Source organism: Acinetobacter sp. WCHAc060006, assembly GCF_004209135.1.
Taxonomy (GTDB): Bacteria; Pseudomonadota; Gammaproteobacteria; order Pseudomonadales; family Moraxellaceae; genus Acinetobacter; species Acinetobacter cumulans.
Genome location: NZ_SGSS01000002.1, coordinates 181,151 through 198,426, shown reverse-complemented (window position 1 = coordinate 198,426; position 17,276 = coordinate 181,151). Strand labels below are relative to the sequence as shown.

Here is a 17,276-nt window from a genome sequence, read left to right as displayed (position 1 = left end):
ATGGCTAAACGTACTGACATTAAAAGCATCTTAATTATTGGTGCTGGTCCGATTGTCATCGGTCAGGCATGTGAGTTTGACTACTCAGGTGCTCAAGCGTGTAAAGCGCTTCGTGAAGAAGGTTACCGAGTTATTCTTGTAAACTCGAACCCTGCTACGATTATGACTGACCCTGCTATGGCAGACGCCACTTACATCGAGCCAATCACTTGGCAAACTGTAGCTGCAATCATTGAGAAAGAACGCCCAGATGCTGTTCTTCCTACAATGGGTGGTCAAACTGCATTGAACTGTGCGCTTGCACTTGATGAGCACGGTATTTTAGAAAAATACAATGTTGAATTGATTGGCGCGACCAAAGAAGCAATCGAAAAAGCGGAAGACCGTAAACTTTTCGATATCGCAATGCGCAAAATCGGTTTGGAATGCCCACGTGCTGACGTTGCAGAAAGCATGGAACACGCTTTGGAAATCCAAGCACGTTTCGGCTTCCCTGTAATTATCCGTCCATCATTCACGATGGGTGGTTCAGGTGGTGGTATCGCTTACAACCGTGAAGAGTTCATTGAAATCTGTGAACGCGGTTTCGATCTTTCTCCGACTAAACAATTATTGATCGATGAATCGTTAATTGGTTGGAAAGAATACGAAATGGAAGTTGTTCGTGACAAAAACGACAACTGTATCATTGTATGTACCATTGAAAACTTTGACCCAATGGGCGTGCACACAGGTGACTCAATCACTGTTGCTCCTGCACAAACATTAACAGACAAAGAATTCCAATTACTCCGTAATGCATCTTTAGCTGTACTTCGTGAAATTGGTGTTGAAACTGGCGGTTCTAACGTTCAGTTTGGTATCAACCCGAAAGACGGCCGTATGGTTGTGATCGAGATGAACCCACGTGTTTCTCGTTCATCTGCCCTTGCATCTAAAGCAACTGGCTTCCCAATTGCAAAAATCGCTGCGAAATTGGCTGTTGGCTATACCCTTGATGAATTGAAAAATGACATCACTGGCGGTACAACTCCTGCTTCGTTCGAACCTGCGATCGACTACGTTGTAACAAAGATTCCACGTTTCAACTTCGAAAAATTCTCACAAGCTGACGCAACGCTTACAACTCAGATGAAATCTGTAGGTGAAGTGATGGCGATTGGTCGTAACTTCCAAGAGTCTGTACAAAAAGCCCTTCGTGGTCTTGAAGTTGGCGCTTGTGGTTTTGACGAAAAAATCGAAGTGGGTTCTGAGGGCGCGCGTGAGAAAATCTTACAAGAGCTTAAAGTTCCAGGTCCTGAGCGTATTTGGTATGTAGGCGATGCATTCCGTCATGGTTTCACACTAGACGAAGTATTTGCTGCAACCAATATCGACCGTTGGTTCTTAATCCAAATCGAAGACATCATCAAATCTGAAAACCAAATCAAAACTTTAGGTTTTGGTGATTTGAACGCGGACAACATCCGTTCATTCAAACGTAAAGGTTTATCAGATCTTCGCATTGCGAACTTGATGGGCATTTCACAAAAACAATTCCGTAAACACCGTTGGAACTTGGGCGTAACGCCAGTTTACAAACGTGTGGATACATGTGCTGCAGAATTCGAATCTGACACAGCTTACATGTACTCAACTTACGATGAAGAATGTGAAGCAAATCCTTCAACTCGTGACAAGATCATGGTAATTGGTGGCGGTCCTAACCGTATTGGTCAAGGTATCGAATTCGATTACTGCTGTGTACACGCAGCGCTTGCTATGCGTGATGACGGCTATGAAACAATCATGGTGAACTGTAACCCTGAAACTGTTTCTACAGATTACGACACATCAGATCGTTTGTACTTCGAACCAATTACACTTGAAGATGTACTTGAAATCGTGCGTATCGAGAAGCCTAAAGGCATTATCGTACAGTACGGTGGTCAAACACCTTTAAAATTGGCTCGTGCTTTGGAAGAAGCTGGTGCGCCAATTATTGGTACCTCACCTGACGCGATTGACCGTGCAGAAGACCGTGAACGTTTCCAACAAATGATTCAACGTCTACAACTTCGCCAACCAAACAACAGCATCGTAAAATCTGCTGAAGAAGGTATGGCTGAAGCTGCGAAAGTTGGTTATCCACTTGTAGTACGCCCTTCTTATGTATTGGGTGGTCGTGCAATGGAAATCGTTTACAACGACGAAGAATTAAAACGCTACTTACGTGATGCGGTTCAAGCATCAAACGAAGCGCCAGTACTTCTTGACCGTTTCCTAGATGACGCAATCGAAGTTGACGTAGACTGCGTATCTGACGGTAAAGACGTTGTGATCGGCGGTATCATGCAGCACATCGAACAAGCTGGTATTCACTCTGGTGACTCTGCATGTTCTATCCCTCCTTACTCTTTATCTAAAGAAGTACAGGACGAAATGCGCCGTCAAACAATTGCAATGGCGAAAGAGCTTGGCGTAATTGGTTTGATGAACGTACAGTTTGCTGTTAAAGGTAATGACGTTTACATCTTAGAAGTGAACCCACGTGCATCACGTACTGTTCCATTCGTATCTAAGTGCATCGGCGAATCTTTAGCGAAAGTGGCTGCACGTTGTATGGCAGGTCAATCTCTAGAATCTCAAGGATTCACTGCAGAGATTATCCCTGAGCACTTCTCTGTAAAAGAAGCAGTGTTCCCATTCAACAAGTTCCCTGGCGTTGACCCAATTCTTGGACCTGAGATGAAATCTACAGGTGAAGTAATGGGTGTGGGTAAAACATTTGGTGAAGCATTCTACAAAGCTGTTTTAGGTGCAAACGAACGTTTACCTGGCCTACCAACTGAAGGTGAAGTGAAACATGCATTTATTTCAGTGCGTGATTCAGACAAGCCACGTGCTGCAGGCATTGCGAAACAACTTATTGATTTAGGCTTCAAGATTCTTGCGACTGATGGTACATTTAACGTTATCAGTGAAGCTGGTCTTGAATGTGAGCGCGTGAATAAAGTCACTGAAGGTCGTCCTAACATTGTGGACCGTATTAAAAACGGCGAAATCCACCTTGTGATCAACACGACTGAAGGTAAAAAGGCACAAGAGGATTCATTCTCTATCCGCCGTTCAGCACTCCAAGGTAAAGTGTACAACACCACTACATTAAACGGTGCAGATGCTGTATGCCAAGCCCTAGCAATTAAATTGCCAATGGATGTATACCGCTTGCAAGACCTTACCAAAGGTTAATTAAGCTACCGAGAAGTCCCGTCACCTTCTTGGTGGCGGGCTTTTTTCATTTATATACTTTGTCTTTTTGACAATTTTTTGAGGGACAACCATGCAACGTTATCCTATGACTCCTGAAGGCAAAATTGCCTTAGAGAAAGAATTACACCAACTTAAAACTGTGGATCGCCCACGTATTACTGCTTCTATTGCTGAAGCACGCGAACACGGTGACTTAAAAGAAAATGCAGAATATCATGCAGCCCGTGAGCAACAAGGTTTCTGTGAAGGTCGTATTCAAGACATCGAAGGCAAACTAGGTGCATGCCAAGTTGTTGATGTAAAAGACCTTGAGCAAAACGGTCGTGTCGTATTTGGTGTAACAGTGACGATTGAAAACCTAGACACTGAAGAACAAAAAACTTACCGTATTGTTGGTGATGACGAAGCTGATTTTAAAATTAATAAAATCTCTGTGAACTCACCGATTGCACGTGGTCTTTTGGGTAAAAATGAAGGCGACGAAGCAAAAATTCAAACACCAAATGGTGAAGTTGAATATGAAGTTGTTAAAGTTGAATACCTTTCTTAATTGAAATGATTCACCATTGAAGCCCCTCTTTAGAGGGGTTTTTTATTGCCATTTGAAAATACTTACTTGCCAACTTGCAACAACATTCAAATGTTTAAATCATTATTGTCATTGCAAATTTTGCGCATTCTATTAGTGTAATCACATCGAATTAAAATAATTGAAGTGTGCATGCATTATGAAAACTGGACGTGCCAGCAATACCGCTCAAGCAGCAGCCGCTATTCGCGCTTACGACAACCTTAGCAATCAGCGACCGTTATTTCATGATGCTTATGCTATCAACATGACCAGTCCCGCATGGAGATTTATACTTTCAAATAAGGCGCTCATGCGACTATTAAAAACATCGCCCGTACGACACGCATGGGATTTGCTGGTCACACAAGTTGCATTACGTTCGGCTTATAGTGAGGACTGGCTATTCGAAGCGCTCGATCGTGGCGTAAAACAATATGTGATGATTGACGCTGGCCTAGATTCTTTTGCTTTACGTGCTGCAGCCAAATACCCTGATGTCAAAATTTACGAAGTTGATCATCCAGATACTCAAGCACTGAAAATTAAGATTTTAAGCGAACATGGAAAAATTCCAGAGAATGTCGAATTTGTGCCCATTAATTTTGAACAAGAAAAACTCAGTGAGGCACTTGGAAAAAGTAGCTACGATGCCAATCAAATTGCACATTTTTCTTGGCTAGGCACAACACATTATCTTAAACCAGAAACAACACTCAGTACTTTAAAAGATCTGGCAAGTTGCGCCGCCATTGACAGTGAACTTGTGTTTGATTATTCGGTGCCATATCAAAATTTACAGGGTATTGAACGCCTTGGCACCATGTTACTCAGTCAAGTGACACACTTACTCAATGAACCAATCATTGGTTTTTTTAATACACAACAACTGCACGACTTAATGTGGGATTTGGGCTATCTTGTTGTAGAAGATTTATCTGGAAAAGATATTACAGAGCGTTATCTCGCATGGCGTAAGAATGGAATGCGTCATACAGATGCAGCACATTTAATCCGTTTACAGTTTATTTAGACTTTTGCACCCAGTGATATAAAATAGCACTGCACTTGTTTAGCTTTTTAAATTGTATGTCTGAAAAATTGATTAATTCTCCTGTGAATCATTGGTGTGAATTTGAGTTTATCTCTAAAACAGTTAAAAACCCCAATATTCATATTAAGGGCAATTACAGCTATTACTCAGCTTACTGGGATCAGGGCTTTGAGCGCTGTGTCGTGCGTTATTTGCATGACAAGCCTTCAACTGTAGATAAACCAATTGATCAGCTACATATCGGTAATTTTGTCTGTTTTGGCGCAGAGTGCGTGATTATGATGGGTGGCAATCAATTGCACCGTACGGACTGGATTTCAGCTTTTCCATTCGATACGCGTAGTTTTGTACCTGCTGGCGATACAATCATTGGCGATGGTTGCTGGATTGGCTCGCGCGCCATGATTATGCAAGGCGTGACACTCGGTGAAGGTGCTGTCGTTGCTACAGGTGCAGTCGTGACCAAAGATGTGCCACCTTATGCTGTTGTCGGTGGTGTACCTGCCAAAATTATTAAATACCGCTTCCCACAAGAAGATATCGAAAAACTGCTTTCCCTTAAAATTTATGATATCGATGAAAAGCAGTTTTTAAAGATGCGTGAGCAGTTGCAGACGGCTGAAATTAAGGAGTTATCCGATTTTTTAACTTTAGATTATTAGCTATTCATTCTTTTTTAAACTGTATGGTTTAAAGCTTGGCTTTGACTAAGTATTTTTAGGTTTGGTTGTAAATAAACCTGGCCTGTTTCGTCATCAATATAGGTAATTACATCACAAGCAATATAATTCTCGTATTGCTTGCCATATATATCTTGATATCTAATTCTAAATGTTCTTGTTAAATCCTCTATTCCATCATTTAGTTCCTGGGCCATTTGACCGTCAACATCAAATAATATAGTCATGATATCTGCGTGTTCCAATTTATATTGTGTTTGTTGAAGATATGGTTGGTCCTTACGATGTTTTATAAATAAATTTCTAGAAGTTCCACCTATATTTTTAATATTCAAAGTAAACTTGATAACTCTATCTTTATAATGATCGATTACATTTCCATCGTCATCACAAATAGGTTCATCATGAAGAAAGTTATCTGTTAACTGAAAACTGTATTCAAAGTATGGTTGAACCTGAAAATGCTTCTGCTGAAGCTCCTCTTCATACACCCTAGCTAATCTTGACTGTTGCTCAACTGAAGCTTTCATTTCTTGCACCTGCAATTCCAAAGCTTCAGTTGTTTTCTTTAGTTCTATTGCTTGCATATTTAGAGCCTCAGAATTTTGCTCAAGTCCTTTACCCTGTTGATAAAATCCTCTTACCAACCAAAAAAATGCCAAAGGTGCAAAAGCTCCCGCAATAAAATCACCGAATTCATTTAAGTTTGTAGGCAATATCCCATTATGAATTTTAAAATAAATAAAAATAAGCCATGCAAAAGTTATTGCCCACGAAAGACAACTCCCTATATTCTTTTTAAACCATTTACCAATTTCATCATGTTTAGGCATTTTTTAGAATTCATTCTCTTACATTTCAATTATTATAATCACACTCATTATTTTAAACATAAAAAAACCCGCTCAATCGGAGCGGGTTTTTTCAGAATATGGTGGCTATGACGAGACTTGAACTTGTGACCCCCGCATTATGAGTGCGGTGCTCTAACCAACTGAGCTACATAGCCTTAAACTGTGCGCGCATTATGTGGTTTTATCCACGGTACGTCAAGTACCTAATGCGCTTAATTGATCAAAATTTGTTGAAGTGAGCCGATAAGCCGGGTTCTGTCTAGAACGATCATTCCTCTAGGCGCACAATCACTCATACGCTCAAGCGACCTACCCGGATCCAGCATGGGCCATGCCTATTGGATCCCTATTTGGTCTTGCTTCCGGTGGGGTTTACCTCGCCATGAACTGTTACCAGCCATGCGGTGCGCTCTTACCGCACCCTTTCACCCTTACCTCCGATTCCGATTGCTCGAAAACATAATGAAGGCGGTCTTCTCTCTGCTGCACTTGCCGTCGGTTTACACCGCCCAGGCGTTACCTGGCACCTTGCCCTATGAAGCCCGGACTTTCCTCCCCTGCTTCAATCACGGAGATTTCCACAGCAGCGATCGTCTGGCTCACTTCGAGGCGCATCTTAGCAAAAATTTGAACTAATTGCTTGATGTTTTTTGAGCAGTCAGTTTTTCATACTTTGCAAATAGCTCATCCGGCGTTTCCGCATGATTGGGATCAAGCGGAATACAGTCGACAGGACAAAACAATTGGCATTGCGGTTTATCATGATGCCCGACGCACTCTGTACATAAATTAGGGTTAATTTCATAAATGACTTCCCCCATAAATATTGCCTCATTGGGGCATACAGGTTCGCAAACATCACAATTGATGCATTCATCGGTGATATATAAAGACACTCTACCAGCCTTGTTTAAGTTTGCGCTTAAAGGCAGCTTCGACATTTGCAGGAACAAATTTCGTTACATCACCTTGTAAGCGAGCAATTTCACGTACCAAAGTACTTGAAATAAATGAATACTGTTCAGATGGTGTTAAAAACACCGCTTCAAAGTGTGGGTCTAATTGACGGTTCATGTTGGCCAATTGAAACTCATACTCAAAATCCGATACGGCGCGTAAACCGCGCAATACCGCTGTGGCATTTTGCTCATGAAAAAAATTCACCAGCAAACCATCAAATCCTACAAATTCAACATTGTTCAAATGGCTCAAAGAATCCTTTGCCAACTCGACACGTTCTTCCAAACTAAATACCGGATTTTTATGATGCCCAATCGCAATTGCAACCACAACTTCATCAAACATGCGGGCTGCACGTGTCACTAAATCGATATGACCATTGGTAATGGGATCAAATGTACCCGGATAAATTACGCGAGTTTTAGACATCCATTTGTACTCAGTTTATTTTGTAGGACTATATTTTAGCAAAATCTTGTTTTTGGGTGAAGAAACTCCATCATTTAAAAACTTCATATCTATGTAAGTTCGGGTACAATAGTCTTAAGTTTGGAAGTATCAGATTATGGCGAAAGCAAGTATTGTAGTTAAAAAAAATAACGGCGGCACTATTGCACTCAACAAGCGTGCACGCCACGATTATTTTATTGAAGAAAAATTTGAAGCAGGACTTTCTTTACAAGGTTGGGAAGTCAAATCAATGCGTGCAGGCCGTATGACCATTGTTGAAAGTTATATTACTTTTAAAAATGGCGAAGCTTTTCTATTTGGCGCGCAGGTTCAGCCCCTACTCAGTGCTTCTACGCATGTTGTACCTGAAGCAACGCGTACACGTAAGCTTTTACTCAACCGCCGTGAAATTGAAAAACTCATGGGCGCGATTAATCAAAAAGGTTATTCATGTGTACCACTGGCATGTTATTGGAAAGGTCCAAATGCCAAGCTGGAAATTGCCTTAGTAAAAGGTAAGCAATTGCACGATAAACGTGCAACTGAAAAAGACCGTGACTGGCAACGTGACAAAGCCCGCATTATGCACAAATAAAAATTTATTTTTTATCTGTAAAAAAACCTCCTAATGCGGAGGTTTTTTACTTATATGCTTTAACTAAACCAGTTCAATGTGTTGGATTAGCAGAATTTCAAACCACCATAGCAGTTAGATGCAAAGCTTTGGCCTTTTAAAATTAAGTTTTCAACATTTAATTTCAATGGCGTGTTACTCAAATCAATATTACCAATATTGGCAGTTAATGCACCTAGCTTTAACAAGCCCCCCAAATCATTGGTTTTGGCAGGATTCTTTTGTAAATAATCACTGACGGCCGTACCAATTTGTGGGAACAGTTGATCAATATTAATCAAATCTTGTGGGATTACTTCACCAATATTGACTGGATCTTTTGCAGACAACCACCAACCTTTTTGTGCAATATCATCATCATTGGTGCCCAACCATTTGACCGCTTGCTTTTGCAAACTTAGGGATACGGCGGAGTTGATCGGTAAATTATGAATTAAGCCCAAAGACTGATTCAATGTTAAATCCGCAGTTACGCCTGTAATTTTTCCGTTCATATATACATTTTCAAACTTAGAGTTTGTTGGTGCCAATAAACAAGCCAATAAATTACAACTGGTCACGGTTGCTGTTACCTTTCCGCCCAAAGCAGTAACACCTGTTGGGTATCCAGTGGTTGGGTCGTAATTAACTTTACCTTCAGGCGCATAACCACTCTTATCATCGCCCAACAAAATATCAGGTACATTTACCCGAGATACCAGTGTGACGGATTTCATACGCGTACCATTCACCACAATTGCGGGCGTGGTAAATGGGTTGTTATTGATATCTGGAATATTAAAACCACCCGCCGTGGTGGTAAATGCAACTTCTGCAATTCCGCCTAAACCTAAGGCTTGTAATCGACCATTTACAGAAAGATTGCCGTATTGATTTGAGCCATATAAGTTGTATCGCGTCGCCGCTGTGCTGGCTAAGCCTTTAATGGTGCCACTGCTGTCTGACTGTACTTTCATATAGCCAGATAAACTATTAATCCCATTGGGTTTAGAACTATTTTCTGTCCCCGTGGTGAGCAAGCCCACAACTTTATCTGCACTAAGACGGAAACCTACGATTTCACGTGCAGCTGCACTTTTAGGGTTTTTCACTGCAAATTCAATAAACGGATTGGTGAGTTGAGCAGAAGATGATGCTCGTCCATCTGCAGTATTGCTTTGCCCGCTCAGGCTTAAATTATCAATATCGATATCACAGCCACCTGCACCATTTACACCGCCACAGCCGAGTTTTAAGCTCTTCACATTAATATTTAAATCCATGACAGCATCCATACCAAGCTTATAAAAGCCAATATTTTCTGCTTTCATTTGCGCATTGGTAAATTCTGGATCGGTTACGGTTATGCTCAGTAAAGCTTGACCATTGACTTTGGAGAGCTCCTGATCGTCCAAGAGATTTAGCCCATCTGCTGCATATACGCTATTTGCAAAACAGAGCGTAAGCGCAACGACAAGTGTTGTTCTTTTCATTTTAGCTCATCCTTCTTTTCTTTTTTAATCGCGCCGTCCTCGGCGGTTTTATGAGAAGATTAGAACAAGAAATATCTCAAATTTATATATCATTATGTGACTAAAATCACACTAAAACCCTATAAAATGCCAATTTCAAGGCAAAAAAAAGCCAAAAGCAAGCAATTTCTTTTGGCTTTTCATTCATTTATAGTTGAAATATATATTAACAATTAATTCCAACAATACATTATTATTTAAGGCGACTTAACAATAAGCCCAAATACTCACCAAACCAAAGTGCAGTTTCCAAATCTCCTGAAGGTGGTGTTACTTCTACAGGTGCATTGTCAGATTGTGTCATTAATCCTAAAAAGCTCGACATACGATTCAAATCTTGAGTGCCACGGCCTGTAGGCATCATCGGTAAGCCTGACCACAACATGCCATGTTGCATGGCAAATAAGTTAATTTGCTGTAAGACAGCCAACTTATCACCACTCAATCCACCACCATTGGTAAAACCCGCAGCTAATTTGCCTTGCCATGAACGCGCGAGCCAACGCTTAGAAGACTGCTCCATAAATAGCTTTAAGCCCGAGGTAAGATTACCCATATAAGTTGGGCAACCAAATACAATCGCTTGAGCTGCATCTAGTGCTTCCCAATCTAAATGTTCAATATCCATTAAATGAACTTGAACCCCGACTTTTCTAGCCCCTTGTGCAATAAAATCAGCAACTTTAGCGGTATGCCCGTATGGACTGTGATAAACAATAGCGAGAGATTGATCAGACAAAGACATAACAATTAAAAGCTGAAAGATTCACTCAAGTTTAACATTTTCAAGCCATAAACACGAATGTTGCCATGCGCCCTGTTTCGGCATGACGGCGATATGAAAAATACTCGTCTGCTTGGCTGTATGAGCATTGATCGCCACCTAAAATGGTCTGTACCCCATGTTGGGCTAAAATGTAACGTGCAATAGCATATAGGTCTGCATAATATTTATCGTCTTTTTCACCTGTTTTAAAGGCATCTTCTAAGGCAGGATATTTTGAGCAAAATGCATGTTTTACTTCTGCACCAATTTCAAAACACGCTTGGCTAATGGCCGCACCTAACCACGCCCATGTTGGCGCTGTTTGCATTTCTGCAATGGTGTTTTCAATAATACCGCCTGCCAAACCGCGCCAACCTGCATGCAAATTCGCAACTTCAGTGCCCATTGCATTGCCCAAAACCACAGGTAAACAATCTGCTGTCATCATCATCAGCGCATGATCTTGACGCTGAGTGACCAAGCCATCTCCCTCTAATGCTTCAAAAGGAATTTGTTCATTAATGGTATGACACATCGTACTGTGGGTTTGCGTCATCCATGTAACTTTATTTACGCCATAAGTAGCAAAATCGTTGAGCAATGCCATACGATGGCGTTGCACACGCTGTGCATCATCCTGAACATGTAATGCTAAATTAAATCCACTGAGTGCTTCATTGCTAGTTGCCAAGGTCTGCGCGTGGTGTACACGGGTCTGACCAACATAGATCCCTTTCGGCAAGCCTTCAACAAACTGCATGTCCATTCCCTTTCATTTACAACATTAAACCCATCATAACGAAAAAAGCCCATACTCAGGCAACTTAGATTGCCTTTATATGGGCTTAATTTCATATTGAAATTAGTACGCTTTATTTTCTGTGCGTAAGACTTCAACCAATTGTGTAAAGTCTTCAGGCCAAGGTGCTTCAAACATCATGTCTTCACGTGTACGTGGGTGCACTAGACCGAGTTTAGCTGCATGAAGTGCTTGACGTCTAAAACCACGTAAAGTGTCTTCTAATAACTCAGAAGCACCCGCAGGTAAACGCACACGTGGCACATATACTTGATCGCCCACCAAGCCATGACCAATATAGGTAAAGTGCACACGAATTTGGTGCGTACGACCTGTTTCTAAGCGAGCTTGTACACGTGTAAAATGTTGGAAACGTTCTTTAACGTTATAGTGTGTTACTGCATCTTTACCGCCTGGCAATACAGCCATTTTAATACGGTCAACTGGATGGCGCTTGATCGGTTGATCAACCGTGCCACCGGCAATAATGTTGCCGTACACGACTAAATCGTAAATACGGTAAACCGATTTTTTCTCGAGTTGGCGACTTAACGCAAACTGAGCTTCTAGGTTTTTTGCAACAACCAATAAGCCTGACGTGTCTTTATCGATACGATGTACCAAACCTGCACGTGCAAGTTCAACAGATTTTGGATAGTGATACAGCAAGGCATTCACCAAAGTACCTGTAATGTTACCGGCACCTGGGTGTACAACCATACCTACGGGTTTATTAATGACAATAATATCATCATCTTCATAAACAATATCCAGTGGAATATTTTCAGGCAAACTGCGTGTTTGAGGCTCTAATTCAACATCAAGGCTTAATAATTCAACACCTTCACATTTAAATTTTGGCTTTACGACTACGCCATCGACCAGCAAACTGCCGTCTTTAATCCATTGTTTTAGCTTCTCACGTGAAAAGTCTGACCAAACTGCTGCTGCAACTTGATCTATACGCTGTCCCAGATAGCTTTCATCCAATTGAAATTGCAACGATAAACGTGTTGCAGTTGAGTCTGAAGTATGGTTATCTGCATCCTCAGAATCTTCAAGTAAATTGAAATCAGTTTCAGGGAAAGTAGAATTGGAAGATTGTGCTTGACTCATTTGCTCATTCAGACAAAAGTGGTTTAATAGTGCAATTGTAGCTCATTGCCCGTAATAACAGAGGAATTTTTATGTCACTACCACATTATAAAATGACAATGCTTGCTCTAACAATTGGCATTGCATCGGCAATGGTAGGCTGCAGCAGCAATCCCAAAAAAGAAGTTGTAGATACTGGCCCACTCTCTAGTGAGCAAGTTTATATTGAAAAAGCACAAAAAGCGTTAGATCGTCATCAATATACAGATGCCGCAAAACACCTAGAAGCTTTAGAAACGTATTACCCAACAGGTAATTATGCAACACAAGCGCAGCTTGAATTGTTGTATGTGAAATTCCAGCAAAAAGATTATGAAGGTGCAGTGGCTTTAGCAGACCGCTTTATTCGCCTAAACCCACAACACCCGAAAGTAGACTATGCTTATTATGTTCGTGGCGTTTCAAACATGGAACAAAACTATGATGGCCTACTTCGTTACACTTCTTTAAAGCAAGCACATCGTGATGTGAGCTATTTAAAACTTGCATATCAAAACTTTGTCGACTTTATTCGTCGCTATCCATCTAGCGAATATGCGGTAGATGCAGCACAGCGCATGAAATTTATTGGCCAAGAATTGGCTGAAAGTGAAATGAATGCGGCTCGTTTTAATATCAAACGTAAGGCTTATTTAGCTGCTGTTGAACGTTCACTTTGGGTCATTGAACACTATCCTCAAACCCCACAAATTCCAGAAGCACTGGCAACCACAGCATACGGTTATGAAAAACTTGGTGATAAAGCCACTGCTCAACAATATATTAACGTTTTAAAACAAAACTATCCTGAGCTTGTAAAAGCAGATGGCACAGTGAATATGCGTGCAGCACGTAGTGACGGCAGTTTAATCAACCGTGCCACCCTTGGTATTTTTGGTAAAGAAGGTCGTACCCACTCTGAGCAAGACAGCAAAACGCAGTCTTCTGCTGACAATGACGAGCGTAGCCTCACAAATCGTTTGAGTTTCGGCCTACTGGACCGTCCAAAAACTGAAACGACGACCATTGAGAAACCAGCTGAGTAATTCCACCGCTATTCTGGGTGCAATTTTTCATAGGGCAAGTTATCATACTTGCCCTTTTATATTTTAGTTTTGGGCTTGTGCTCAACAGCTCAACAATTGTATAAAAGATAGACTTAAACCTTTTACCCTACAGCTACGTTTATTGAATCACTCAATATTTGTGCTGTAAAAACAATATCTTATTTGTTTCACATTAAATTTCTAGATTAAATCGGCAACGGCATGGCTATCCCTCAACATACAATTGATCAAATTTTAGATCGCACCGACATTGTCGATGTGATTGGTCAATTCGTGAAATTGAAAAAGACTGGCCGTACCTATTCAGGCTGTTGCCCTTTCCATCAAGAAAAATCACCTTCTTTTCATGTTTATCGCGATAAACAATATTTCCACTGTTTTGGTTGCCAAGCCAACGGGAATGCCATTCGCTTTTTAATGGATATTGGCAGTCGCAATTTTGTGGATGTCATGAAGGATTTGTCGAGTCAGACAGGAATTGAGTTACCTAAAGATAACCGCGACGCCAATAAACTTAAATACAAACGCGAAGCAGCCAAACCCAAAGTCACTGCAGCTACAGTTGCGCCCAATAAAGACAATCCAACTAAAGCACAAACCAGCAATGACGCATTTACCCCTAATTTAGAACATGACCCATTTGCTGAATTTCAAGCATTTGACGAATCTGCTTTTCAAGACCCATTCGTAGGCTTTGATCAATTCAATGTGCCTGAAGAGGCTGCTCAAGATGGTAATTTGTATGATTTGTTGGAAAATATTGCGCAATTTTATGAACAAAAATTACCTCAAAGCCAAACAGCACAGCAATATTTTAAACAACGTGGCCTAACAAGCGACACCATTGCTTATTGGCGTTTGGGCTATGCACCCGAAGATTGGCAACATTTAGAAAAAGCATTTCCGCAAGATATTGAAGGCATTAAGTTACTGGGACTTATTCGTACCAATGATAATGGCCGTAGCTTTAACTTATTACGCGACCGTGTGATTTTCCCAATTCGAGATGTAAAAGGTCGGGTTGTTGGCTTTGGTGGTCGTGCACTTAACGACGAAATTAAACCCAAATATATCAACTCCCCTGATTCCGAAGTTTTCCATAAAAACCAATTGCTGTACGGCCTATATGAAGGACGTAAGCAAAAAGCCCATGACTGGCTTATGGTCGAAGGCTATATGGACGTGATCGCCTTGCAGCAATATGGTGTTGCTGGTGCTGTAGCGACTTTAGGAACAGCCAGCAATACAGAACATCTCAATATTCTGTTTAATCAAAATGATAAAAAGAATAACCGTATTACTTTGGCCTTTGATGGTGATGCTGCAGGCCAAAAAGCTGCCCGTCGCACACTGGAAATTGCCTTACCCTTACTCAATGACGGTCGTGAATTAAAATTCTTTGTACTACCAAATGATCACGACCCAGACTCATTAATCCGTCGTGAAGGAATTGAAAACTTCCGTCGTTTATTAGACACCTCTCCGCTTCTGTCCGAATTTGTATTTGCACAGCTGACACGTGAACAAGATATTGCTTCACCTGAAGGCAAAAGTCAGGTGATGGGTGAACTACGCAACTTAACTGAACTTTTACCAAAAGCGGGGTCATATCGCTACTTATTACAGCAGTATTTCCGAGAAAAGCTTGGTTTTAATAAACGTTGGCAACCTCAAGTCAACACAGATGCTTCCCTCAGCTTTAGTACTAAAATTGATGCTGAAGAATATGTCATCGCAATTTTAATGAATCATCCTTACTTATATATTCACTTTGAACCTTTACGTGCGTTGGTTCCACAAGATCAACTGTTATTTAAAATCTTAAATGTCTTAAACATCATTTTTGATGACTTACCTGATGATCCAGAATTGTCGAGTTATTATGTGATGGGCGCTTGTGCGAATTATCATCATGAATTAGCCCAGATTCTGCCTCAGGCCAATGTAGACGACTATACTTCTTCACCCGAACAGGCTGATAAACTTGCAGCCGACTTTTCGACCAAACTGCAATATCAGTTCCTACAGCAAAAATTAAAATCGAAAAAATTTGCCAGTTTGTCTGAGATGAGAAATTTAAAACAGCGCATTTATGATATTGATAAAAAAAGATCGCTTACCCTCATAGACGAATAAGCGATCTTCATTTTCTTTTTGACTTAAAATACAGCACAAACTTTAAGCAACCTTTTCATGTATTTACTTTTTAGGTTTACGACGCTTTTCTGCTGTTTCAATTAAATCTTGCTGAAGCATTTCAAAATATGCTGGATCTTCTGATGCTGCTGCATGACGTAATAATACAGATGTCGGATGGAGTAGCTTTTGAGTAAGTCGATGCGTTAGCTCTTCTACCACCTTGCTCGCATCTTCACCTTTTTGCAAACGCGCCAATGCCAAACTCAACTCTGCTTGACCCAACTCTTGCCCCTGCTGACGATAAGCATGAATCGTCTCACCCGCAAGATTTACTTTTTGTTGCGTGATTAATTCTGTGGCCAATTGATTGACCATCACCTCTGCTTCTACTGCAGCTTGTCGGCGCTGTGCAAGGTTTTCATCAATTACAGACTGTAAGTCGTCTACACCGTATAAATATACGCCATCTAGTGTTTCAACTTTAGGTTCAATATCACGTGGTACAGCTAAATCAACCAATAACATCTGCTTATAACGGCGCTTTTTGAGTGCTGCTTTTACATCTGCAAAATGAATGACCTGATGCAAACTCCCCGTACAGCTCGAAATCACATCTGCACGGTGCAGATTTTCTGCTAACTGAGAAAATTCGATAATTTCTACATCAACACGATGTGCGATTTCTTGTGCTAATGCTTCGGCACGACTGCGAGTACGGTTACAGATAATGATTTTACCCACACCCATTTCAGCCAAATGCTTTGCCACTAAGCTATTCATTTCGCCAGCAGCCACCACCATGACGGTCAGCTGTTCAGGCTTACTAAACACCTGCAACGCCAGTTGCGCTACAGCATATCCCATTGATACAGCATGACTACCTACAGCAGTTTCCGAGCGTACACGCTTGGCTGCATAAAAGGCATATTCAAAGATACGGTTTAAATTTGGTGAAACGGTAGAAGCATCTTTGGCCAAAGACAATGCTGTTTTGACTTGACCCAAAATTTGTGGCTCGCCCAACATCAATGAATCAAGACCACTTGCCACACGCATCAGATGTGTTACCGCATTGGCATTTTCATAGCGATAAACATGATTGCTTAACTGCCGAACATCTAAACCATTTGATTGTGCGAGCCAATTCATCACCATGTCTGCATTTTCAGACATCGCATAGACTTCAGTCCGATTACAAGTCGAGACCACAACCATGTCGTTTAAATCGGCACACTGACTCTGCTCCGCGAGTAAAGCACTTAACTTTTCTGGGTTAAATGCAATCTGTTCGCGTAGCTCTACAGAGGCGGTTTGATGATTGACACCTAATGCAAAGAAAGACATATCAGGTCATCATTTCGCTAAATTTATGCTATTGTGCAACATCGGTGTCATAAAAAGCATTACT

General features: G+C 41.1%; 15 protein-coding genes, 1 tRNA gene and 1 other RNA gene. 7 read left to right on the top strand and 10 right to left on the bottom strand.

Translation table 11 applies throughout. The annotated features are described in order from the left end of the window. The 4 genes from carB to EXE29_RS02555 all read left to right on the top strand — a co-directional run bounded on the left by carB (position 1) and on the right by EXE29_RS02555 (position 5,536). Positions 1–3,231: a carbamoyl-phosphate synthase large subunit gene (gene carB, locus EXE29_RS02570; protein ID WP_106984534.1), complete on the top strand. Its 3,231-nt coding sequence runs from the start codon at positions 1–3 to the stop codon at positions 3,229–3,231. Between the two features lie 91 nt (positions 3,232–3,322). After that, positions 3,323–3,802: a transcription elongation factor GreA gene (gene greA / locus EXE29_RS02565; protein WP_106984533.1), complete on the top strand. Its 480-nt coding sequence runs from the start codon at positions 3,323–3,325 to the stop codon at positions 3,800–3,802. A 178-nt stretch (positions 3,803–3,980) separates the two neighbouring features. Beyond that, positions 3,981–4,853 carry a class I SAM-dependent methyltransferase gene (locus EXE29_RS02560; protein ID WP_120363782.1) on the top strand — a complete coding sequence of 291 codons (873 nt, stop codon included), beginning with the start codon at positions 3,981–3,983 and terminating at the stop codon, positions 4,851–4,853. Positions 4,854–4,909: 56 nt separating this feature from the next. Then, complete coding sequence (locus EXE29_RS02555) at positions 4,910–5,536, top strand: CatB-related O-acetyltransferase (protein WP_120363783.1); 627 nt, start codon at positions 4,910–4,912, stop codon at positions 5,534–5,536. Positions 5,537–5,550: 14 nt separating this feature from the next. On the opposite strand, the gene EXE29_RS17680 is transcribed toward EXE29_RS02555, so the two are convergent. The 5 genes from EXE29_RS17680 to coaD all read right to left on the bottom strand — a co-directional run bounded on the left by EXE29_RS17680 (position 5,551) and on the right by coaD (position 7,797). Next, positions 5,551–6,387, bottom strand: coding sequence for a hypothetical protein (locus EXE29_RS17680; protein WP_228198698.1), 837 nt, complete (start codon positions 6,385–6,387; stop codon positions 5,551–5,553). Between the two features lie 99 nt (positions 6,388–6,486). Next, positions 6,487–6,563, bottom strand: a tRNA-Met gene (locus tag EXE29_RS02545). A gap of 73 nt (positions 6,564–6,636) precedes the next feature. Next, positions 6,637–7,014: RNase P RNA component class A (gene rnpB, locus EXE29_RS02540), an RNA gene on the bottom strand. 26 nt (positions 7,015–7,040) lie between these two features. After that, complete coding sequence (locus EXE29_RS02535) at positions 7,041–7,304, bottom strand: YfhL family 4Fe-4S dicluster ferredoxin (RefSeq protein WP_120363784.1); 264 nt, start codon at positions 7,302–7,304, stop codon at positions 7,041–7,043. A gap of 1 nt (position 7,305) precedes the next feature. Further along, a complete protein-coding gene (gene coaD, locus EXE29_RS02530) occupies positions 7,306–7,797 on the bottom strand; it encodes a pantetheine-phosphate adenylyltransferase (RefSeq protein ID WP_106984528.1) in 492 nt (163 codons plus the stop codon). A 136-nt stretch (positions 7,798–7,933) separates the two neighbouring features. On the opposite strand from coaD, the gene smpB reads away from it, so the two are divergent. Then, complete coding sequence (gene smpB / locus EXE29_RS02525; protein ID WP_086176263.1) at positions 7,934–8,413, top strand: SsrA-binding protein SmpB; 480 nt, start codon at positions 7,934–7,936, stop codon at positions 8,411–8,413. An 86-nt stretch (positions 8,414–8,499) separates the two neighbouring features. Here smpB and EXE29_RS02520 read toward each other — a convergent pair whose 3' ends face one another. From EXE29_RS02520 to rluD, 4 genes are all read right to left on the bottom strand, one after another. Continuing rightward, positions 8,500–9,924, bottom strand: a complete 1,425-nt coding sequence (locus EXE29_RS02520) for a hypothetical protein (RefSeq protein WP_120363785.1) — start codon at positions 9,922–9,924, stop codon at positions 8,500–8,502. Positions 9,925–10,156: 232 nt separating this feature from the next. Then, entirely contained in the window at positions 10,157–10,708 is a 552-nt protein-coding gene (locus EXE29_RS02515) for a flavodoxin family protein (RefSeq protein WP_117006494.1), read from the bottom strand. A gap of 40 nt (positions 10,709–10,748) precedes the next feature. Then, on the bottom strand, positions 10,749–11,489 hold the full coding sequence (gene pgeF / locus EXE29_RS02510; protein ID WP_120363786.1) for a peptidoglycan editing factor PgeF: 741 nt from the start codon (positions 11,487–11,489) through the stop codon (positions 10,749–10,751). Between the two features lie 102 nt (positions 11,490–11,591). Continuing rightward, positions 11,592–12,644 (bottom strand): 23S rRNA pseudouridine(1911/1915/1917) synthase RluD, encoded by a 1,053-nt coding sequence (gene rluD, locus EXE29_RS02505; RefSeq protein WP_120363787.1) that lies wholly within the window; start codon positions 12,642–12,644, stop codon positions 11,592–11,594. 71 nt (positions 12,645–12,715) lie between these two features. Here rluD and EXE29_RS02500 point away from each other — a divergent pair, with 71 nt between their 5' ends. Beyond that, positions 12,716–13,708, top strand: coding sequence for an outer membrane protein assembly factor BamD (locus EXE29_RS02500; protein ID WP_120363788.1), 993 nt, complete (start codon positions 12,716–12,718; stop codon positions 13,706–13,708). 222 nt (positions 13,709–13,930) lie between these two features. Continuing rightward, positions 13,931–15,865 (top strand): DNA primase, encoded by a 1,935-nt coding sequence (locus EXE29_RS02495; RefSeq protein ID WP_117006491.1) that lies wholly within the window; start codon positions 13,931–13,933, stop codon positions 15,863–15,865. A 63-nt stretch (positions 15,866–15,928) separates the two neighbouring features. On the opposite strand, the gene hemA is transcribed toward EXE29_RS02495, so the two are convergent. Continuing rightward, positions 15,929–17,212, bottom strand: a complete 1,284-nt coding sequence (gene hemA / locus EXE29_RS02490) for a glutamyl-tRNA reductase (RefSeq protein ID WP_106984520.1) — start codon at positions 17,210–17,212, stop codon at positions 15,929–15,931. Positions 17,213–17,276: the final 64 nt, after the last annotated feature.